Here is an 18,676-nt window from a genome sequence, read left to right on the forward strand (position 1 = left end):
CGCCGTTCGGCGCCGGTTCCGTTTCAGCTTCCGCTACCGTTTCAGCCGATCAGCTCGCGCAATGCCGCGACGAGCGCGTCGCATTCGGCGTCGGTACCGACGGTGATGCGCAAGTGCTGGTCGATGCGCGGCGCCCGGAAGTGCCGCACGAAAATTTCCCGATCCTTCAGCTGTGCCGCGATCGTCTCCGCATCGTGCGCGGGATGGCGCGCGAACACGAAGTTCGCGGCCGACGGCACGACCTCGAAACCGAGTGCCTCGAGCGCGTGCGTGAGCCGCGTGCGGCTGTCGATCACGCGCCGGCAGGTCGCGCCGAAATAGTCGGTATCTTCGTATGCCGCCTGCGCCGCGGCCTGCGCGAGCCGGTCGAGCGGATAGGAATTGAAGCTGTCCTTCACGCGGTTCAGTGCGTCGATCAACGCGGCATCGCCAAACGCGAAGCCGACGCGCATGCCCGCGAGCGAGCGCGCCTTCGACGTCGTGTGCACGACGAGCAGGTTCGGATGGCGGTCGATCAGCGCGATCGCGGATTGCGCGCCGAAATCGACATACGCCTCGTCGATCAGCACGACCGACGACGGGTTCGCGGCCGCGATCCGCTCGATGTCCGCGAGCGGCAGCGCGCGCCCGGTCGGCGCGTTCGGGTTCGGGAACAGCACGCCGCCCGCGTCGTCGAGATAGTCTTCGACCCGGATCGAGAAGTCGTCCGCGAGCGGCACGATCGAAGTTTCTACGCCATACAGGCGCGCGTAGGTCGGGTAGAAGCTGTACGAGATGTCGGGAAAGCGCAGCGGCCGGTCATGCTTGAGCAGGGCCTGGAATGCGTGCGCGAGCACTTCGTCGGAGCCGTTGCCGACGAAGACCTGTTCGGGCTTGATGCGGTGATGGGCCGCGACCGTCTCGCGCAGTGCGCGCGCGAGCGGATCGGGATAGCGGCGCAGCGTGTCGCCGGTATCGCCGAGTTCGCGTGCGATCGCCGCGACGACGCGCGGCGAAGGCGGATAGGGATTCTCGTTGGTGTTCAGCTTGACGGGGTGTGCGAGCGCGGGCTGTTCGCCCGGCACGTAAGGCACGAGTTGCTGAACGACGTCGCTCCAGTAACGGCTCACCGCTTGGCTCCTGACGGGCAAAAGCGACCAGATTACCGCATGTGGGCGTTGCAGTGCGCAATTGCGCGGGAGGGCGGCGCTGGCCGGCGCAACCGGGCGGCACATTGCACCGCGCCGGTGCGGCGCGGGTTCAGTTGCGATGCAGCTGCATCGTCGCGCGGTCGAGTTCGCCCTTGACGACCATCGGCATCACGGCGAGCGCGCGTTCGATCGATGCGTCGATCACGTCCTGCTCCTCGCGGCGCGGCGGCTTCAGCACGAAGTTCGCAACATCGGGTTTCGCGCCGGCGCGCGCGCCTTCCGGAATCAGGTCGCGCGGATGGCCGATGCCGATGCGCAGGCGCCAGTACTGTTGCGACGACAGATGCGCGGAGATGTCCTTCAGGCCGTTGTGGCCGCCGCTGCCGCCGCCGAGCTTCAGCTTCACGGTGCCGGGCGGCAGATCGAGTTCGTCGTGGGCGACGAGGATCTGGTCGGGCAGGATCTTGAAGAAATTCGCGAGCGCGACGACCGACTGGCCGGAGCGGTTCATGTAGGTTTGCGGCTCCAGCAGGTGGACTTCCTCGCCGTGCAGGCGCGCTTTTGCGTAGAAGCCGTGAAAGCGGCGCTCGTCGCGCAGCGTCGTGCCGGCTTCGCGGGCGAGCTGGTCGATCAGCCAGAAGCCGGCGTTGTGGCGCGTCGCGGTGTATTCCGCCCCGGGATTGCCGAGGCCGACGATCAGTTTGATCATGACGTTTCGTAGGCGGCAGCGCCCGCCTGGGCGCAGAAAAAGAAAAACCCGCCGGGCAAGCCGCGGCGGGTTGCATCGACCGTTTCGCGAAACGGATCGAATGGCGCGTGGGCAGCCGCTTAGGCAGCCGGCGTTTCGCCTTCGCCTGCTGCGTCCGACACGGCACCAGCCGGGACCGTCGCCGATGCGACAACCGGGTTTTCCGCGTCGACGTGCGCGACCAGCGTCACGCCCTTCGGCAGTGCGATGTCCTTCGCGTGCAGCGACTGACCTGCTTCGATCTTCGACAGATCGACTTCGAGGAATTCCGGCAGAGCCGACGGCAGGCACTCGACTTCGATTTCCGTCGCGACGTGCGAGACGATTGCGCTCGACAGCTTCACTGCCGGGCTGACTTCAGCGTTCAGGAAGTGCAGCGGCACCTTCGTGTGCAGCTTCTTCTTCGCGTCGACGCGCTGGAAGTCCACGTGCAGCACGAGTTGCTTGAACGGGTGGTATTGCACGTCGCGCAGCAGAACCTGTTGCGACTGGCCAGCGACTTCCAGGTCGAGGATCGACGAGTGGAAGGCTTCCTTCTTCAGGGCGTGCCACAGCGCGTTGTGATCCAGTTCGATCTTTTGCGGGGCTGCTTCGCCACCGTAGACGATACCCGTGGTCTTACCGGCGTTGCGCAGGCGGCGGCTCGCACCCGTACCTTGCTGTTGGCGCTCGAAAGCGACGACTTTCATGTGATTCTCCATTTGCTGCCCGCGACCAGGCAGTAAAACGGGGCCGGCGAAATGGCGGCCCCCGATGAAACGGACGGGGTTTCGTCTATCCCGTCCGATTGTGCAAAAAGCGAAGCGTTGCCGCTTCGCTTTCTGCGCATGCTATATCGTGTCGTTCCGCGATCAGGATTCGGCGAACAGCGACATCACCGAGTCGCCGCGGCGAATCCGCGAGAACGTTTCTGCCAGCAGGCTCGCGCTCGTCAGCGAGCGGATCTTCGAGCAGGACAGCGACTCGGCCGACAGCGGGATCGTATCGGTGACGACCAGCTCGTCGAGTGCCGATGCGGCGATACGCTCGGCGGCGCCACCCGACAGAACCGGGTGCGTCGCGTACGCGAACACCTGCTTCGCACCGCGATCCTTCAGCACTTGCGCGGCCTTGCAGAGCGTGCCGGCCGTATCGACCATGTCGTCCATGATCACGCAGGTGCGGCCTTCGACTTCACCGATGATGTTCATCACTTCGGCGACGTTCGCCTTCGGGCGACGCTTGTCGATGATCGCGAGATCGCAGTTGAGTTGCTTCGCGAGTGCCCGGGCGCGGACCACGCCGCCGACGTCCGGCGACACGACGAGCAGATCCGAGTAGTTCTGCTTGCGCAGGTCACCCAGCAGGATCGGCGTTGCGTAGATGTTGTCGACCGGGATGTCGAAGAAGCCTTGAATCTGGTCGGCGTGCAGATCCATCGTGATGATCCGCTCGACGCCGGCGATTTCCAGCATGTTCGCGACGATCTTCGCCGAGATCGCGACGCGCGCCGAACGCGGGCGTCGGTCCTGGCGGGCATAGCCGAAGTAGGGGATGGCAGCGGTGATCCGGCCGGCGGATGCGCGCTTGAGCGCATCGACCATGATCATCAGTTCCATCAGGTTGTCGTTGGCCGGCGCGCACGTGGATTGCAGGACGAAGACGTCCTTGCCGCGCACGTTTTCCTGGATCTCGACCTGGATCTCACCGTCGGAGAAACGGCTGACCATTGCTTTGCCGAGGGGGATTCCAAGGATATTGACGACTTCCTGGGCGAGCGCGGGATTCGCGTTGCCAGTAAAGACCATCAAGCCATCATGGCTGTGGCTGCTCATCGTGCACCTGCTTCAGGCTTAGGCGGGAAATGCGGGAAAATTTTTGGCAGGGGAGGAAGGACTCGAACCCTCGCATGCCGGAATCAAAATCCGGTGCCTTGACCAACTTGGCGACTCCCCTACACTCAACTGATAACTTCACCGGACTTGTAGGCCATCCGGCAAAGCAAAACTTCATGACGCGAAAGCGAAGAGCGGATGCTCGTTCAGGCTCTCGGCAACTGCACCGTTCCAACCGGTGGGCAGCTTGGCTTGCGCCGCTTCTGCCTCGTGCTTGCTATGAAACGCTGCAAACACGCTTGCTCCGGAGCCGGTCATCCTCGCGGGGGTCACATTATACAACCATTTGACCACCTGCGCAACTTCCGCGTACTTACTTGTCACAACTTGCTGCATGTCGTTCCGGCCGAAGCTGTCTGGCCATCCCGCATCGCTGTTTTGCTGTGCAAGAAAGTCTGTAATTGTGACTCGCTTTGTATCTCTTGTCAACAACTCATCTGAAAAAATTTCAGCGGTGGGGACATGAACTCGCGGCGTCACAACCAAAAACCAGCGAGTCGGCAATTCTACCTCAGCTAATTCTTCTCCGATACCCTCTGCGAACGCATTTTTTCCAAAAACAAAAAACGGAACATCGGCACCGAGTTTCACCGCGAGCGACTGCAGTTCCGCGCGCGGCAGGTTCAGTTGCCACAGGCGATTCAGCGCGAGCAGCGTCGTTGCCGCATCCGAGCTGCCGCCGCCGAGGCCCGCGCCCATCGGCAGGCGCTTGTCGATCTCGATGTCGACGCCGGCCGCGGTGCCCGTGTGCGTTTTCAGCAGGTTGGCCGCGCGCACGACGAGATCGCTTTCCTCGGGCACGCCCGGCACGTCGGTGACGCGTGCAACGCGACCGTCGTCGCGCAGCGTGAAATGCAGCGTGTCGCCCCAGTTCAGCAGCTGGAACACGCTCTGCAGATCGTGATAGCCGTTCGGGCGGCGGCCGGTGATGTGCAGGAACAGGTTGAGTTTCGCGGGCGCAAGGCAGTTGCGCAGCGAGCGGGTCGAATCGGTCATGCGTATGTCGGGGCTAGGTTCACGTGCTTACTGGTCGAGCACGAGCTTGATGTCGAGCGGCGGCGTCGCGCGCACGAGGTTGACGCGTTTGACGCCCGTGGCCGGTGCGTCCGCGTAGGCGAGATAGTCGATCGTCCAGCCGTCCTGGCGGATCTGCTTGACGTGCGTCGTGTCGGCCGGGTCGCGCACCGTCTGCGCGGGCGTCGCGGGCGCGGGCGTCGGCAGCAGCCAGTAGCGCAGGCCCGCCAGCGGCAGCGAGAAGCCGAGCGTGTTCTGCATCAGCTCGCCGACGTCCGTCGCGTATTGCGGCTGACGGTTCGGCAGTTCGAGCGACGCGGCCTGCGGTGTCGATTTCACGACCGCGAGCGTCTGGCCGAGCGGGCTGCGCAGCTCCAGCGACACGTCGTCGCCGTACTCCTGCCAGTCGAAGTTGCCGTACACGTTCTGCGGTCGGCCGAGGCGATCGTTGTACTGCACCGCGAAACGGCCGTGGTACGCGTGCGTCGCGGCCGTCTGCAGCACCGCGCCCGCCGGCGCATTCGCCGACGGCGGCGTGCTCGCGCAGCCGGCGAGCGCAAGCGCGGCGCCGGCCGCGGCCAGCGTGCGCAGCGCGCGGGAAGACAGGGAAAGCATCGGGAACATCCGCATCAGAGGCCGTTGATCTGCAGGCGCTTGAGCGTCTGCACGAGCGTGTCGTTGTCGGGCTCGAGCTTCTGCGCGGCACGCCACGCGGTGCGCGCGTCGTCCTGCGCGCCGCTCTTCCACAGCACTTCGCCGAGGTGCGCGCCGATTTCGGCGTTCGGCTGCAGCTCGTACGCGCGCCGCAGCACCTTCGCCGCGCCGGCCGCGTCGCCCATCCGGTACTTCACCCAGCCGAGGCTGTCCATGATGTACGCGTCGTTCGGCGCGAGCGACAGCGCCTTGTCGATCAGCTTGCTGGCTTCGGGCAGGCGCTGGTTGCGATCGGCCAGCGAATAGCCGAGCGCGTTGTACGCCTGCGGGTTGTCGGGCTGCGTGCGCATCAGCTCGCGCAACTGCTTTTCCATTGCCGCGTAGTGGCCCGTCTTCTCGGCTGCCATCGCGTAGTCGTAGCGCAGGTCGGGATCGTCCGGGAAGTCCTGGACTGCCTGCGCGAGTCGCGCCTCGGCTTCCGGATAGCGCTTCGCGGTAAACAGGATCGACGCGTCGGTGCGTGCGACCACGGCCGCATCGCGCGGATCGCTGATCGGCAGGTCGTCGAGCACCTTGCGGGCCTCGTCGGTCTTGCCCTGTTTCTGCAGCAGCTGCGCGCGCGTGATCTGCGCGGGCAGGTAGTGCTGGCTCGTCTGGTCGACCTTGTCGAGCCATTGCGACGCCTGCGCGTCATTGCCCTGTTCGATCGAGATCTGCGCGAGGTAGATGTAGCCCTGGCCGACGTCGAGGTTCGGCTGCTTGTTGCCGAGCTGCACGTACTGCTTCAGGTACGCGTTCGCGTCGTCGAGTTTCTTCTGCTGGATCTTGATCAGCGCGAGCGCCATCAGCGGCGTCGGGTCCTTCGCGTCGAGCTTGCGCATCGTCTCGAACTGCTTCTGCGCGTCGTCGAGGCGGTCGTCGGCGAGGTAGAGCTGCGACAGTGCGAGGCGCGCATCGCGCGACTTCGGATTCTGCTGAACATATTTCTCGAACGACGTGATGCCGGCTGCGCGCTCGGCAGGCCCCATCTGCGACAGCATCAGCGCCGCCGGCAGATAGTCGGGGCGGATCTGCAGCGCCTGCTTCAGCGACTGCGCGGCGCCTTCCTTGTCGTCGACCGCGAGCTGCTGCCGCGCGATCGCGAGCTGCGCCTCGGGACGGTTCATGTCGTTCTTCAGCATGTCCTTCAGCACCGCGAGGCCGCCGACGCGGTCCGCGCCGCGCACCAGCAGCGCCTGCAGCGCGAGGATCGCGGGGCCGCGCGTTTCGCCGGTCGCGCGGGCCAGTTCGCGCGCGAGCATCGGCTGCGCGTCGGCCGGCTTGCCGGCGAGCACCAGCAGCGCGGCGTCGACTTGCGATGCGCGGTTCGAATCCGGTGCGTACTGGCGCCAGAGATTGGCCGCGGACAGCGCGTCGGCCGGGCTTTGCGCGCCGAGCGCGATCTCGGTCGCACGCTGCGCCATGCGCGGATCGCGCGTGTCGCGGGCGAGCGCGAGGTAGGTCTGGTAGGCCGGCGCCGGCTGGTTGCGCTGAAGCGCGACTTCGGCGGCCAGTACCTGGTAGACGATCTGGCTCGTCAGCGGGACGCCCGGGAGATTCTTCTGCTCGTCCGGCATCACGTGCTCGAACGCGCCCTGCGGCTCCGCGTCGTCCGATGCCGGATCCTGCGCGTGAGCCGGGATGGCGGTGAGGGTCCAGGCGGCGAACAGCGCGGCGCCGAGCGCGCGGCGGACCGGGAAGGCACGCACGCCGCGCTCGGCGGCGGGGCGCTTCAGAAGCAGCTTCGAGGGCAGGGTCATGGAAATCCGTTCGATGTTTCAACCGATTGTAACGCGCTCGCTACAATACACGCACGATCGTGAATCCAGTTTCAGACCCGTAGAACATGCCAGAGTTGCCAGAAGTCGAAGTCACGCGCCGGGGCATCGAGCCCTTTGTCGCGGGCCGCCGCGTCGAGCGTGTCGACGTCCGTACCGCGATGCTGCGCTGGCCCGTGCCGGCGGGGCTCGCCGAGCAGTTGCGCGCGCGCGAGGTGCTCGCCGTCGAGCGTCGCGGCAAGTATCTGCTGTTCGAGGTCGACGCAGGCTGGTTCATCGTCCATCTCGGGATGACGGGCACGCTGCGCGTGCTGCCCGCGGCCGGCGTGCCGGTGGCTGCGAAACACGACCACATCGATTGGATCTTCGACGAATTCGTGCTGCGGTTCCGCGATCCGCGCCGTTTCGGCGCCGTGCTGTGGCACCCGCGCGAAGCCGGCGACGTGCATGCGCATCCGCTGCTCGCGAGCCTCGGCGTCGAGCCGTTCTCGCCGGCGTTCACCGGCGCGCTGCTGCACGCACGCACGCGCGGCCGCACGGTGTCGGTCAAGCAGGCGCTGCTCGCGGGCGACATGGTCGTCGGCGTCGGCAACATCTATGCGTCGGAGAGCCTGTTTCGCGCGGGCATCCGGCCGACGACCGCCGCCGGCAAGGTGTCGCTGCCACGCTATGAGCGGCTGGCCGACGCGGTGCGCGCGACGCTCGCCGACGCGATCGAGCGCGGCGGCAGCACGCTGCGCGATTTCGTCGGCAGCAACGGCGAAAGCGGCTATTTCCAGCTCGACTGCTTCGTCTACGACCGTGCGGGGCTGCCTTGCCGCGTCTGCGGCACGCCGATCCGCCAGATCGTGCAGGGTCAGCGTTCGACCTATTACTGCCCGACCTGCCAGCGTTGAGCCCCGCGTTGCAACCTTTTTCCGAAGATTCGAACACTTGAAGCCGCCCCGCATCGCCCCCGCTCCGTTCCCCGTCACGCCGCTGCATCGCACGTTCGCCACGCGCCTGATCGCCTGGCAGCGCGAGCATGGCCGCCACGACCTGCCGTGGCAGAACACCCGCGATCCCTACTGGATCTGGCTGTCGGAAATCATGCTGCAGCAGACGCAGGTCTCGACCGTCGTCCCGTATTACACGCGCTTTCTCGAGCGCTTTCCCGACGTCGCCGCGCTCGCGGCCGCGCCGTCCGACGACGTGATGGCGCTGTGGGCCGGGCTCGGCTACTACTCGCGCGCGCGCAATCTGCACCGCTGCGCGCAGGTCGTCGTCGCCGAGCACGGCGGCGTATTCCCGTCGACGCCGGAAGCACTCGCCGAACTGCCCGGCATCGGCCGTTCGACAGCCGCGGCGATCGCGTCGTTCGCATACGGTGCACGCGCGACGATCCTCGACGGCAACGTGAAGCGCGTACTGGCGCGCGTGTTCGGCGTCGAGGGCTTTCCGGGCGAGAAGCGCGTCGAGAACGACATGTGGGCGCTGGCCGAATCGCTGCTGCCGGATGCCGCGAACGCGGCCGACGTGAGTGCCTATACGCAGGGGCTGATGGATCTCGGCGCGACGCTGTGCGTGCGCGGCAAGCCGGATTGCGCGCGCTGCCCGTTCGCGGGCGACTGCGTCGCGCAATCCACGGGCCGCCAGCGCGAACTGCCGGCCGCGCGGCCGAAGAAGGCCGTGCCGACGCGCAAGACCTGGATGCTCGTGCTGCGCGACGGCGACGCCGTGCTGCTCGAACGGCGTCCGCCGGCCGGCATCTGGGGCGGCCTGTGGTGCCTGCCGCAGGCGGACGGCGATGCGGCGCTCGCGGAACTCGCACGTGGCTTCGGCGGCGGCGGCCCGGTGCCGCTCGCGCCGTTCACGCACACGTTCACGCATTTCCGGCTCGAGATCGAGCCGCGGCTGAGCGACATGACGAACGGCGGCCTTCCGCTCGCGCATGCACGGGATGCCGAGACGGCGTGGGTGCCGCTCGCCGGGCTCGATGCGTACGGCGTACCGGCGCCCGTGCGCAAGCTGCTCGATGCGCTGAGCGGGTCGCTGCTGTAACGATGGGGAAAGGGCGCGGCGCGGGCCGTGCTTGCGGAAGTGCCGCGCCGACGCGGTCGGCTCGCCCGTCAGGATGATCCGCCCGGCGACGCCAGTGCGACGCGGCTGGCCGGCGCCGCCTTACAGCCAGCCGTGCCGGTCTAGCACGTGGTGCACGGCGTCGATCCGCGCGCCGACATCCGGAAACTCCATCAGCTTCTGCCGTGCGCGCAGGTCGAGCGGCAGCAGTTCCGCGAGGCGGTTCGACACCCAGCTCGGGTCGTCGAGGCGGAACGGTTCGCCGAACGGCATCTTGTCCGGTTCGGACTTCTTCAGCGCTTCGATGATGCGCTCGAGCACCTCGGCGCACGAGCCGAATTGTGCGAGCGCCTGTTCGCCTTCGAGCGGAATGTCGTCGGGCAGCGGCTCCGCGATCCCGACCAGCAGCCCGTTGCTTTCGACGCGATACGACAGCAACTCGAATCGCTGCGTGCCGATCGCCTGCAGGTACAGCATCCCGAATTCGCCGGTGTCGCACTCGGTGATGCGCGCCATGCAGCCGATCGTCTCGGGCACCGACACGGCGCCGTCCTGCGCGACTTCGGGCCCGCTCTTCAGGAGGCACACGCCGAACGGCGCGTCGTCGCGCAGGCACGCGCGCGACATGTCGAGATAGCGCGCCTCGAATACCTTGAGCGGCAGCAAGCCACCGGGGAACAGCACCGTATGCAGCGGAAACAGCGGCAGGTCGATCAGGGTGGTCGATAGGGTGGACATGGCGCGCCGGCGAGAGGGCGGTGTCGCTAAGGTCGTTCGACCTCGGTGACGAGCCGCGACGACGCGTCGACATCCACCGGCGCGTCACGATGCCGCACGATCACGTTCGCATCGTGCACGAGGCGCGCGGCGAGCGTTTCCGCGATGAACACCGAGCGATGCTGACCGCCCGTGCAGCCGATGGCGACGGTCAGGTAGCTGCGGTTGTCTTCACGAAAGTGCGGCAGCCATTTCATCAGGAACGCATGGATGTCGTCGATCATCTGGTGGACGATCGGCAGTGCGTCGAGAAAGGCGATGACCGGCTGGTCCAGCCCGGTGAGCGGGCGCAGCTCATGGTCGTAGTACGGATTGGGCAGCGCGCGCACGTCGAACATCAGGTCGGCATCGAGCGGCACGCCGCGCTTGAAGCCGAATGACTCGAACATCACCATCAGGTCGTTGTTCTTCTGCTCGATGAAGCGCTTGACCCACGTGCGCAGCACGTTCGCGCGCAGCGTGCTCGTATCGATCTGGTGGCCGAATTCGGCGAGCGGCGCGACCAGCTCGCGTTCGCGCTCGATCGCTTCCTCGAGCGACGACAGCAGCCCGACGTTCGCGTCGTGCGACGGCGAGCCGGACAGCGGGTGGCGCCGGCGCGTTTCGGAGAAACGCTGGATCAGCGCCTGCGTGCTTGCGTTGAGGAACAGCACGCGGACATCGTGCTCGAGCGACAGCGAGCGGATCAGGCCGGGCATTTCGTCCAGCGATGCGCTCGAACGCGCATCGATCGCGACCGCGAGCCGGTGCTGGCCGCCGTCGGCCAGGTAGCGGGCGAGTTCGGGGAGCACGTGCGGCGGCAGGTTGTCGACGCAGTAGTAGCCTGCGTCTTCGAGCGCGTTCAGCGCGACGGACTTGCCTGAGCCGGAGATGCCGGTGATGAGGACGATGCGCATGGGAAGCAGAGAATCCTGACGTTTCATCATAGCACCGGCTCGACGCGTCGGCGCTGCGAGGCCGGCGCGGGGCGGTTACACGAGCTTGCCGGGGAACTGACTGTCGGGATCCTGCATCGCGAGTCGTTGCCGATCCATGAAATCGCGCAACGTGTCGATGCCGCGCAACTGCAGGATCGTGTTCCGCACGGCCGCCTCGACCAGCACCGCGAGGTTGCGGCCGGCCGCGACCTGGATCGTGACCTTGCTGATCGGCAAACCGAGCACGTCGACCGTCTGGCTTTCCAGCGGCAGCCGCTGGAATTCGCCGTCCGGGCGGCGCACGAGCTGGACGATCAGCTTCAGCTTCATTTTCCGGCGCACCGCGGTTTCACCGAAGATCGTCTTGATGTCGAGCAGGCCGAGGCCGCGCACTTCGAGCAAGTTCTGCAGCAGCGGCGGGCAGCGGCCTTCGACGAAATCGGGGCCAAGTCGGACGAAGTCGACGGCGTCGTCGGCGACGAGGCCGTGGCCGCGGCTGATGAGTTCGAGGCCGAGTTCGCTCTTGCCGAGCCCGGAGTCGCCGGTGAGCAGCACGCCCATTCCGAGGATGTCGAGGAACACGCCGTGCAGTGTCGCGCGCGGCGCGAGGATGCGCGACATGTAGAGCCGCAGGCTGTCGATCACGGCGGCGGCCGACATCGGCGTCGTGAACAGCGGCGTGGACGAGCGCGTGCAGCGCAGCACGAGCTCGGGCGGCGCGGCGGCGCCGCCGGCGACGACGAGGAACGGCGGTTCGAGCGCGATCAGCTCGGCCATGTGGCGCGAACGGTCTTCGTCGGTCTGCCGCTGGTAGTAGTCGATTTCGGCTTCGCCGAGCACCTGGATCCGGTTCGGGTGGATCAGGTTCAGGTGGCCGACGAGGTCGGCGCTCGACGTGGCGTTGCCGACGGTGTCGGCCGAAAAACCGCGCTCCCAGCCTTCATGCCCCGTCAGCCAGCTCAGTTTCAGCGTGGCCGCGTTGTCGTCGAAGATGCTCTGGGCGTTGATGCTGGACGTATCCATGACTCTCGTCACTCCAATGAGCCGGTGCATGCGCGCGGCGACGGGCGTCGCCATGCCGGACCGGCGCCGGGCGGCCCTGGTCGGCGGCGTGTGCCGCCTCGTTCGGGAAAATAATCCGCCCGGATCAACTCAAGGTTGCCACTGAGTGAGCAGGCGATGCAACTCGGCGAGATCCGTTTCGTTGTGCAGACGCTCCCGCGCGTCGCGATCGGACAGCAGTTGCGCGATTTCCGACAGGATCTCGAGGTGCTGCTGGGTGGCTTGCTCGGGGACGAGCAGGAAAATCAGGAGACCGACCGGCTGGCCGTCGGGCGCTTCGAACGGGATCGCGTCGGCGAGCCGCACGAAGGCGGCGAGCGGATGCTTGAGCCCCTTGATGCGCCCGTGCGGAATCGCGACGCCTTCGCCGAGCCCGGTCGAGCCGAGGCGCTCGCGCGCGAACAGGTTGTCCGTGACGGTGCTGCGGGCGATGCCGTTCTGATTCTCGAACATCAGCCCGGCTTGTTCGAAGACGCGTTTCTTGCTGGTGACGGAGAGGTCGATGACGACGTTCTCTATGGGCAGGATTTTGGCTAGGCGATTCATGTTGGCAGGCGATTGGGCGGCCTGGGGTCTCCTTGCGGCGGCAGACTGATTTTCCATGTTCGGCGATATCAAGGCGTTCGGCATCGGAAACCTGCACGACAGCTACCGCACCCAACGCCCCCCGGCGATAACCGGAACATTATAGAGCACAGCCGCGTGCGTGGCGCGGCATGGACGGACCGGTCGCACCACTGCCGCGTGGACGCAAAAAAAACGCCCGGCGAACCGGGCGGCGTGTGTGTTGCGGTGAACGTTATTGCGGCGGCAGTTCGATCTGGTCGATCGACGGCTGCAGCTTGATCGGGTCGTGCGCATGGGTCTGCAGACGCTCCATGTGCTTGACGACCTGGCGATCCAGCTTGTCGATCAGCAGATCGATCGCAGCGTACAGGTTGCCGTTTGCGCTTTCGACGAAGATGTCCTTGCCCTTCAGATGCAGGTTGATTTCCGCGCGCTGCTGCTTGTCCTTTTCCTTGTGATTGTCGACCGAGAGGATCACAGTGCCATCGATCACCTGATCGCTATGCCGTAGCACCCGGTCCAGCTTGGTGATCACGTATTCGCGAATTGCAGGCGTGACTTCGAGATGATGTCCACTGATCTTCAGGTTCATAGTGCTTCTCCAAGCGAGTGACCACGCGGCCGCATCGAGGCGGCGCTCCGGTCGACTTGCCCCTGCCGCATGGCGCGGCAAATTCGCGGACAAGTCGCCCGGCCTGTTCCCCGAGTGCGCGGTGGCCGGAACACGCCTGCCGCCGGGCAGGCAGCAGGCTTAAAGAGACTTGCGCAGATTCACTGCCGGGATCTTGAGGGCTTCGCGGTACTTGGCAACCGTGCGGCGCGCAACCACGAATCCCTGTTCTGCCAGCAGCTCGGCAATGCGGCTGTCCGAAAGTGGCGATTTTGGGTCTTCAGCTCCTATCAGTTGCTTGATCAGGGCTCGGATGGCGGTCGACGATGCGGCGCCTCCGGTGTCGGTCGAAACGTGTGATCCGAAGAAGTACTTGAATTCCAGCGTCCCGAACGGGGTCAGCATGTACTTCCCGGTTGTCACACGGCTGACAGTCGACTCGTGTAGGCCCAGCGTATCAGCTATTTCCCGCAAAACCAAGGGGCGCATGGCAATTTCGCCATGCGCAAAGAAGTTCTTCTGACGTTCGACAATAGCCTGCGCGACACGCAGGATCGTGTCGAATCGCTGCTGGATGTTCTTGATCAGCCAGCGTGCTTCCTGGAGCTGTTGTTTCAACGATCCGGCCGACGGATCGCCGCGGCTGTTGCGCAGGATGTTCGCGTACAGGTTGTTGATCCGCAGGCGCGGCATCACTTCCGGATTGAGTTCCGCGAGCCAGCCCTGGCCAGCCTTCTTCACGATGATGTCGGGCACGACGTAGTCGGCCTCGGCCTTGCCGTAGGCAGCGCCGGGGAACGGCTCCAGCGAGCGGATCAGCGCGTGCGCGTCGCGCAGCGCGTCGTCGCTCGCCTTCAGCTGCTTGCGCAGCCGCGTGAAGTCGCGCGCGGCGAGCAGTTCGAGGTGCTGCGACACGATCTCCAGCGCGAGCGTGCGGGTGGGGGACGGATCGAGGCGCAGCAACTGCAGCTTCAGGCATTCGGACGCCGAGCGGGCCCCGACCCCGGCCGGATCGAAACTGTGCAGCAGCGCGAGCGCCGCATTCAGTTCGTCGCAGTCGATTTCCAGTTCGGGCGGCAGGTCGGCGAGCACTTCGTCGAGCGTGGCGGTCAGGTAGCCGTCGTCGTCGAGCGATTCGATCAGGAACATCACGAGCGCGCGGTCGCGCGGCCCGGCCTGCGTGACGCGCAATTGCGCGGACAGGTGGTCGCGCAGCGACGTCGCGGCTTCCTGCACCTGCAGCGGCGGGAGATCGTCATCGTCCGAGGCGCCGCTCGAGCGGCCGAACTCGTCGAGATTCCACTGCGGGCCGTCGCCGGCGTCGCCCGATGCGTAGCCGTCGTATTCGTCGGCGCCGGCCGGCTCGTCGCGCTCGGCGCGTTCGCTCGACTGGCTGCTGCCGTTCGTGATGCCCGGTTCGGTGTTCTGTCCGGGCGGCGTCTGCGCGATCAGCGATCCGTCCGCCGCGACGCGCAGCGGGCTCGCGATCCATTCGTCATCGTTCTCGAGCAGCGGATTCTGCGCGACGGCCATCGCGACTTCCTGCTGCAGTTCGAGCGTCGACAGCTGCAGGAGCCGGATCGACTGCTGCAGTTGCGGTGTCAGCGCCAGGTGTTGCGACAGGCGGAGTTGAAGGCTGGCTTTCATGGCAGAGAGGGAGTCATACCGGCAGTTTGCCACGACCCAGGCGCCTTGAGCCATCCGCGATTACGCGCGGCGCGGCGCCCGGCCGCGGCAGGGCCGCAGGACACGCGGGCGCGCCCCGCGCGGCGATGCCGGGCGGGGGCGGCCAGCCACGGGGGATTTACATGCGGAAGTGTTCGCCGAGGTACACGCGGCGCACGCTTTCGTTTTCGATGATTTCGCTCGGCGCGCCGGCGGCGAGCACCGAACCGTCGCTGATGATGTAAGCGTGGTCGCAGATGCCGAGCGTTTCGCGGACGTTGTGATCGGTAATCAACACGCCGATGTTGCGCTGCTTCAGGAACTTGACGATCTTCTGGATCTCGAGCACCGCGATCGGGTCGACGCCGGCGAACGGCTCGTCGAGCAGGATGAAGTTCGGATTGGTCGCGAGCGCGCGCGCGATCTCGACGCGACGGCGTTCGCCGCCCGACAGCGACAGCGCCGGGTTCTCGCGCAGGTGGCCGATCTGCAGTTCGTCGAGCAGCGCCTCGGTGCGCGACGCGATCGCGTCCTTCGACAGCCGCTTGCCGTCTTCGCCGTGCTGCAGCTCGAGCACCGCGCGGATGTTTTCCTCGACGGTCAGCTTGCGGAACACCGACGCTTCCTGCGGCAGGTACGACAGGCCGAGCGACGCGCGCTTGTGGATCGGCAGCAGGCTGATCGAGCTGCCGTTCAGCGAGATTTCGCCGGCATCCGTCGGCACGAGGCCGACGATCATGTAGAACGACGTCGTCTTGCCGGCGCCGTTCGGGCCGAGCAGGCCGACGACCTCGCCGCTCTTCACGTCGAGCGACACGTCCTTGACGACGGTGCGCGAGCCGTAGCGTTTCTTCAGGTTGCGCACGACGAGCGAGCTCGTCGTGCCGGCCGGCTGGCGGTTCGGAAGCGCGTTCATTGGGCCGGCGCTCCCTGGATCGTGGTCGACGGCGACAGCTTCGCCGGCGCGCCGTTCAGCTGCCCGGGGCCGCCGTTCTTCGGCGACAGCATCGCGCGCACGCGGCCGTTCGGGTTGCCCGGCGCCGCGACGTCCTTGCCGCCCTTCGCGGTGTAGAAGTCGCGCTGGCCGTCGTACGTGATCACGCTGCCGTGCACGGTGTCGGCGATCGTCGACGTGCCCTGCAGGCGGCGCACGGTCGCGGCGGTCGTCAGCGTCGTCAGATCCTGCTTGCCGTCGTAGTCGATGCGCTCGGCGTCGCCGTCGATGTATTCGTCGAGGCCTTCGCGCTTCTGGCGGAACGTCGCGTGCTTCTTGCCGCTGCCGAACGACGTCGCGTACTGATAGCCTTCCGGATCCTGGCGCACTTCGACGCGGTCGCCCTTGATGATGATCGTGCCCTTCGTGATCACGACGTTGCCGGTCGCGACCGTCACCTGCTTCAGGTCGTCATAGGTCAGGTTGTCCGCCTCGACGTTGATCGGCTTGTTCTGGTCGGCCTTCTCGGCATGGGCGAGCGGCGCCAGCCCGACGAGCGGGAGCGCCACGAGCGTCGCGGCGAGCGCGGCGCGGACGGCGCGCGCAGCGCCGCCGGAATTCTGTCGAGGGAACGGTTCGTTCATGCAGTCACGTGAGGGATGCGTCACCTGGATTGACCTTTCGAGCCGCCGGACGTGTCCGCCGCGGCGATCGTGCCGCGCACGTTGCCGTAAAGCTCGATGACCCGGGTGACGTTGTTGTACTTCATGCCGTCGGTCGCGTTGACGAGCGACAGGCCGCGCTGAAGTTTAACCGGCTTTTCGGTCTGGATCACATCGTCATTGACGAAGATCCGGAAATGCTGGGAATCGGCCTGCATCTGCGGATCGCCGCCGCCGGCCACGCGCAGGATGCGTGCATCGTCGTACAAGTCGACGATCGACACGTCGCCGTTGACGGTGCCGCGCTTCGCGGTGGTCGTCACGACCGGCTTGCCGGGCTGGAACGCGCGCATGGCCGGATCGGTCAGGTCGCTGTTGTCGGTGTCTTCGTAGTGGATCAGCTTCGCGGCCGTCAGCCGGTATTGCGTCGAGCCGGACTGGTCGAGCTCGGTGACGGAAAAGTTGTCCGCGAAATAATCGGGCGTGTGGCGCTTCGGCCGCACGGTGCCCTCGCCGGGCGGCGGCAGCGTCGCCTGCAGCAGCCACCACGTGATGCCCGCGAGCGCGGCGACCGCGACGAGCGGCAGCAGCTGGGTCCAGCGGAAATGCGTGTTCATCCGTCAGGCTCCGCAGGCAGCCGCGAGCAGCGCGTCGTAGCGGCGCTGCGCGCGCAGGATCGCGTCGCAGACCTCGCGCACCGCGCCGTGGCCGCCGCGGGCCTCGGCCACCCAGTGCGCACGCGCGATCACCTCGGGGTGCGCGTTGGCCGGTGCCGTCGCGAAGCCGCAACGCAGCATCACCGGCAGGTCGGGCCAGTCGTCGCCCATGTAGCCGCAGGCGTCGGCGGTGATGCCGAGCGATGCGATCAGGTCGGCGAATACGGCGAGCTTGTTCTCGACGCCCTGGAACAGGTGCGCGATCTTCATTTCCTTCGCGCGTGCCGCGACGATTTCCGAGCGGCGGCCGGTGATGATCGCGGTCGCGATGCCGGCCTCGCCGAGCAGCTTCACGCCGTGGCCGTCGAGCGAATTGAACGACTTCATCGCGTCGCCGGCCGCGGTAAACAGAAGCCCGCCGTCGGTCAGCACGCCGTCGACGTCGAAAATCATCAGCTTCACGCGGCTCGCGCGTTCGGCCGCAGTCAGCGCTGCGCTCATCAGATCACCTTCTTCGAAAACAGGTCGTGCATGTTCAGCGCGCCGATCAGCGCGCCGTCGGCATCGACCACCAGCATCTGGTTGATCCGGTGGCGCTCCATCAGTTCCACGGCCTCGACCGCGAGATGGTCGGGGCCGATCGTGCGCGGCTCGCGCGTCATCACGTCGACGATCGGCAGCGTGCGGAAGTCGCCGTCGCGCGCGAGCACGCGGCGCAGGTCGCCGTCGGTGAAGATGCCGGCCACGCGGCCGTCGGGCTCGACCACGGCGGTCATGCCCAGCCGCTTCGCGGTGATCTGGAACAGCGCGTCCGACAGCGTCGCGTCGAGCCCGACGCGCGGCACGTCGTCGCCCGAGCGCATCACGTCGCGCACGTGGGTGAGCAGGCGCCGGCCGAGCGCGCCGCCCGGATGCGAGCGCGCGAAATCCTCGGAACCGAAGCCGCGCGCGTCGAGCACCGCGACGGCGAGCGCGTCGCCGAGCGCGAGCGCGGCGGTCGTGCTCGCGGTGGGGGCGAGGTTCAGCGGGCAGGCTTCCTTCGACACCGCGGCGTTCAGGTTCACGTCGGCGAGCGTGCCGAGGCTCGATTCCGCGCGGCCCGTGATCGCGATCAGCTTCGCGCCGATCCGCTTCACGAGCGGCAGGATCGCGACGAGTTCTTCCGACTCGCCGGAATAGGAGATGCCGATGAAGACGTCGTCCGACGTGACCATGCCGAGGTCGCCGTGGCTGGCCTCGGCCGGATGGACGAAAAAGGCCGGCGTGCCGGTGCTGGCGAGCGTGGCCGCGATCTTGCGGGCGATATGCCCCGATTTGCCGATGCCGGATACCACGACGCGGCCGCGGCAGCCGAGCAGCAGCGCGACGGCCTGAACGAAGTCGCCGTCGAGCTGGTCGCGCAGCGCGCGCACGGCGTCCGCCTCGATGTCGAGCACGTCGCGGGCGAGCGCGAGCGCCCGATCATCATTGATTTTCGCTATCATGCGCGGAGTATAGCAAAGGCGTTTGTTCGCCGCGCCGCGCCTTCGGA

20 protein-coding genes and 1 tRNA gene are annotated in these 18,676 nt (G+C 66.7%); 2 read left to right on the forward strand and 19 right to left on the reverse strand.

Annotated features, from left to right (window positions below; translation table 11 throughout):
* Positions 1–41: 41 nt before the first annotated feature.
* The 8 genes from hisC to U4012_RS19165 form a co-directional block, all read right to left on the reverse strand.
* Positions 42–1,109 (reverse strand): histidinol-phosphate transaminase, encoded by a 1,068-nt coding sequence (hisC, locus tag U4012_RS19130; protein ID WP_321800752.1) that lies wholly within the window; start codon positions 1,107–1,109, stop codon positions 42–44.
* A 130-nt stretch (positions 1,110–1,239) separates the two neighbouring features.
* Complete coding sequence (gene pth, locus U4012_RS19135) at positions 1,240–1,839, reverse strand: aminoacyl-tRNA hydrolase (RefSeq protein ID WP_044847473.1); 600 nt, start codon at positions 1,837–1,839, stop codon at positions 1,240–1,242.
* A gap of 119 nt (positions 1,840–1,958) precedes the next feature.
* Positions 1,959–2,567: a 50S ribosomal protein L25/general stress protein Ctc gene (locus U4012_RS19140; RefSeq protein ID WP_044847489.1), complete on the reverse strand. Its 609-nt coding sequence runs from the start codon at positions 2,565–2,567 to the stop codon at positions 1,959–1,961.
* Positions 2,568–2,729: 162 nt separating this feature from the next.
* Positions 2,730–3,692 carry a ribose-phosphate pyrophosphokinase gene (locus U4012_RS19145; protein WP_044847472.1) on the reverse strand — a complete coding sequence of 321 codons (963 nt, stop codon included), beginning with the start codon at positions 3,690–3,692 and terminating at the stop codon, positions 2,730–2,732.
* Between the two features lie 44 nt (positions 3,693–3,736).
* Positions 3,737–3,813 (reverse strand) — tRNA-Gln (locus U4012_RS19150).
* 53 nt (positions 3,814–3,866) lie between these two features.
* Positions 3,867–4,748 (reverse strand): 4-(cytidine 5'-diphospho)-2-C-methyl-D-erythritol kinase, encoded by an 882-nt coding sequence (ispE, locus tag U4012_RS19155; RefSeq protein WP_321800753.1) that lies wholly within the window; start codon positions 4,746–4,748, stop codon positions 3,867–3,869.
* A gap of 27 nt (positions 4,749–4,775) precedes the next feature.
* Positions 4,776–5,396 (reverse strand): lipoprotein insertase outer membrane protein LolB, encoded by a 621-nt coding sequence (gene lolB / locus U4012_RS19160; protein ID WP_124894136.1) that lies wholly within the window; start codon positions 5,394–5,396, stop codon positions 4,776–4,778.
* Positions 5,396–7,219, reverse strand: a complete 1,824-nt coding sequence (locus tag U4012_RS19165) for a tetratricopeptide repeat protein (RefSeq protein ID WP_124486508.1) — start codon at positions 7,217–7,219, stop codon at positions 5,396–5,398. Before U4012_RS19165 ends, lolB begins: the two co-directional genes overlap by 1 nt.
* An 86-nt stretch (positions 7,220–7,305) precedes the next feature.
* Here U4012_RS19165 and mutM point away from each other — a divergent pair, with 86 nt between their 5' ends.
* Positions 7,306–8,133: a bifunctional DNA-formamidopyrimidine glycosylase/DNA-(apurinic or apyrimidinic site) lyase gene (gene mutM / locus U4012_RS19170; protein WP_044847468.1), complete on the forward strand. Its 828-nt coding sequence runs from the start codon at positions 7,306–7,308 to the stop codon at positions 8,131–8,133.
* A gap of 37 nt (positions 8,134–8,170) precedes the next feature.
* Complete coding sequence (gene mutY, locus U4012_RS19175) at positions 8,171–9,277, forward strand: A/G-specific adenine glycosylase (protein ID WP_124486507.1); 1,107 nt, start codon at positions 8,171–8,173, stop codon at positions 9,275–9,277.
* 120 nt (positions 9,278–9,397) lie between these two features.
* Here the strand turns inward: mutY and U4012_RS19180 are convergent, their stop codons facing one another.
* The 11 genes from U4012_RS19180 to kdsD all read right to left on the reverse strand — a co-directional run bounded on the left by U4012_RS19180 (position 9,398) and on the right by kdsD (position 18,629).
* Positions 9,398–10,033: an LON peptidase substrate-binding domain-containing protein gene (locus tag U4012_RS19180; RefSeq protein ID WP_124486506.1), complete on the reverse strand. Its 636-nt coding sequence runs from the start codon at positions 10,031–10,033 to the stop codon at positions 9,398–9,400.
* A gap of 26 nt (positions 10,034–10,059) precedes the next feature.
* Complete coding sequence (gene rapZ / locus U4012_RS19185; protein WP_044847465.1) at positions 10,060–10,968, reverse strand: RNase adapter RapZ; 909 nt, start codon at positions 10,966–10,968, stop codon at positions 10,060–10,062.
* 75 nt (positions 10,969–11,043) lie between these two features.
* Positions 11,044–12,012 (reverse strand): HPr(Ser) kinase/phosphatase, encoded by a 969-nt coding sequence (hprK, locus tag U4012_RS19190; RefSeq protein WP_006483133.1) that lies wholly within the window; start codon positions 12,010–12,012, stop codon positions 11,044–11,046.
* A 129-nt stretch (positions 12,013–12,141) separates the two neighbouring features.
* Positions 12,142–12,681 (reverse strand): PTS sugar transporter subunit IIA, encoded by a 540-nt coding sequence (locus U4012_RS19195; protein WP_044847464.1) that lies wholly within the window; start codon positions 12,679–12,681, stop codon positions 12,142–12,144.
* 169 nt (positions 12,682–12,850) lie between these two features.
* Positions 12,851–13,210 (reverse strand): ribosome hibernation-promoting factor, HPF/YfiA family, encoded by a 360-nt coding sequence (hpf, locus tag U4012_RS19200; protein ID WP_006477786.1) that lies wholly within the window; start codon positions 13,208–13,210, stop codon positions 12,851–12,853.
* Between the two features lie 159 nt (positions 13,211–13,369).
* Complete coding sequence (locus U4012_RS19205; protein WP_044847463.1) at positions 13,370–14,875, reverse strand: RNA polymerase factor sigma-54; 1,506 nt, start codon at positions 14,873–14,875, stop codon at positions 13,370–13,372.
* Between the two features lie 157 nt (positions 14,876–15,032).
* Positions 15,033–15,809 carry an LPS export ABC transporter ATP-binding protein gene (gene lptB / locus U4012_RS19210; RefSeq protein ID WP_044847462.1) on the reverse strand — a complete coding sequence of 259 codons (777 nt, stop codon included), beginning with the start codon at positions 15,807–15,809 and terminating at the stop codon, positions 15,033–15,035.
* Positions 15,806–16,471 (reverse strand): lipopolysaccharide transport periplasmic protein LptA, encoded by a 666-nt coding sequence (gene lptA / locus U4012_RS19215; RefSeq protein ID WP_044847461.1) that lies wholly within the window; start codon positions 16,469–16,471, stop codon positions 15,806–15,808. Before lptA ends, lptB begins: the two co-directional genes overlap by 4 nt.
* 20 nt (positions 16,472–16,491) lie before the next feature.
* Positions 16,492–17,106, reverse strand: a complete 615-nt coding sequence (gene lptC / locus U4012_RS19220; RefSeq protein ID WP_321800762.1) for an LPS export ABC transporter periplasmic protein LptC — start codon at positions 17,104–17,106, stop codon at positions 16,492–16,494.
* A gap of 3 nt (positions 17,107–17,109) precedes the next feature.
* Positions 17,110–17,646, reverse strand: coding sequence for a KdsC family phosphatase (locus U4012_RS19225; protein WP_044847459.1), 537 nt, complete (start codon positions 17,644–17,646; stop codon positions 17,110–17,112).
* On the reverse strand, positions 17,646–18,629 hold the full coding sequence (gene kdsD / locus U4012_RS19230) for an arabinose 5-phosphate isomerase KdsD (protein WP_044847458.1): 984 nt from the start codon (positions 18,627–18,629) through the stop codon (positions 17,646–17,648). Before kdsD ends, U4012_RS19225 begins: the two co-directional genes overlap by 1 nt.
* Positions 18,630–18,676 lie beyond the last annotated feature (47 nt).

Origin of the sequence: Burkholderia sp. BCC1988, from assembly GCF_905339895.1 — a bacterium.
Lineage (GTDB): Bacteria > Pseudomonadota > Gammaproteobacteria > Burkholderiales > Burkholderiaceae > Burkholderia.

Coding starts and splice junctions, on each gene's coding strand:
- pth (WP_044847473.1), bottom strand. CDS start 1,839: ATGATCAAACTGATCGTCGGCCTCGGCAATCCCGGGGCGGAATACACC.
- U4012_RS19140 (WP_044847489.1), bottom strand. CDS start 2,567: ATGAAAGTCGTCGCTTTCGAGCGCCAACAGCAAGGTACGGGTGCGAGC.
- U4012_RS19145 (WP_044847472.1), bottom strand. CDS start 3,692: ATGAGCAGCCACAGCCATGATGGCTTGATGGTCTTTACTGGCAACGCG.
- ispE (WP_321800753.1), bottom strand. CDS start 4,748: ATGACCGATTCGACCCGCTCGCTGCGCAACTGCCTTGCGCCCGCGAAA.
- lolB (WP_124894136.1), bottom strand. CDS start 5,396: ATGCGGATGTTCCCGATGCTTTCCCTGTCTTCCCGCGCGCTGCGCACG.
- U4012_RS19165 (WP_124486508.1), bottom strand. CDS start 7,219: ATGACCCTGCCCTCGAAGCTGCTTCTGAAGCGCCCCGCCGCCGAGCGC.
- mutM (WP_044847468.1), top strand. CDS start 7,306: ATGCCAGAGTTGCCAGAAGTCGAAGTCACGCGCCGGGGCATCGAGCCC.
- U4012_RS19180 (WP_124486506.1), bottom strand. CDS start 10,033: ATGTCCACCCTATCGACCACCCTGATCGACCTGCCGCTGTTTCCGCTG.
- rapZ (WP_044847465.1), bottom strand. CDS start 10,968: ATGCGCATCGTCCTCATCACCGGCATCTCCGGCTCAGGCAAGTCCGTC.
- hprK (WP_006483133.1), bottom strand. CDS start 12,012: ATGGATACGTCCAGCATCAACGCCCAGAGCATCTTCGACGACAACGCG.
- U4012_RS19195 (WP_044847464.1), bottom strand. CDS start 12,681: ATGCCGAACGCCTTGATATCGCCGAACATGGAAAATCAGTCTGCCGCC.
- hpf (WP_006477786.1), bottom strand. CDS start 13,210: ATGAACCTGAAGATCAGTGGACATCATCTCGAAGTCACGCCTGCAATT.
- U4012_RS19205 (WP_044847463.1), bottom strand. CDS start 14,875: ATGAAAGCCAGCCTTCAACTCCGCCTGTCGCAACACCTGGCGCTGACA.
- lptB (WP_044847462.1), bottom strand. CDS start 15,809: ATGAACGCGCTTCCGAACCGCCAGCCGGCCGGCACGACGAGCTCGCTC.
- lptA (WP_044847461.1), bottom strand. CDS start 16,471: ATGAACGAACCGTTCCCTCGACAGAATTCCGGCGGCGCTGCGCGCGCC.
- lptC (WP_321800762.1), bottom strand. CDS start 17,106: ATGAACACGCATTTCCGCTGGACCCAGCTGCTGCCGCTCGTCGCGGTC.
- U4012_RS19225 (WP_044847459.1), bottom strand. CDS start 17,646: ATGAGCGCAGCGCTGACTGCGGCCGAACGCGCGAGCCGCGTGAAGCTG.
- kdsD (WP_044847458.1), bottom strand. CDS start 18,629: ATGATAGCGAAAATCAATGATGATCGGGCGCTCGCGCTCGCCCGCGAC.